The organism is Nocardioides malaquae (assembly GCF_015070385.1).
GTDB classification, from domain to species: Bacteria; Actinomycetota; Actinomycetes; order Propionibacteriales; family Nocardioidaceae; genus Nocardioides; species Nocardioides malaquae.
Genome location: NZ_JADCSA010000141.1, coordinates 1 through 371, shown reverse-complemented (window position 1 = coordinate 371; position 371 = coordinate 1). Strand labels below are relative to the sequence as shown.

Genomic DNA, 371 nt, shown 5'->3' with positions numbered 1-371 from the left:
ATATTTGGCTGAACTCGCAGCATCTGTCCGGTCGCCGCTGACCCCGTGAAAGTCACCACATCCTGGCTGTCCAGATGATCCAACAAGTCGCCAGCACTACCGCAGATCAGACTAATTGCGCCTTCGGGAACAAGACCACTATCGACAATTGATTTCACCATCGCCTGAGTCAGTTGGGCCGTCGCGGTAGCTGGTTTGATGATGGCTGGCATTCCGCCCAGCCACGTTGGTGCCAGCTTTTCCAGCATTCCCCAGCAGGGGAAGTTAAAGGCGTTAATATGCACTGCCACGCCTGACTTTGAGGTCAGTAAATGGCGCGCGGCAAATCCACCTTCTTTCGATAAGGGGATCAATTCATCTTCCGGCCACAG

The 371-nt window shown here is 54.2% G+C and carries 1 protein-coding gene; it reads right to left on the bottom strand.

All coding sequences use genetic code 11. From position 1 onward, the window contains the following. The coding region (locus tag IEQ44_RS15635; RefSeq protein WP_193639402.1) for an aldehyde dehydrogenase family protein at positions 1 to 371 on the bottom strand (371 nt) is incomplete at both ends.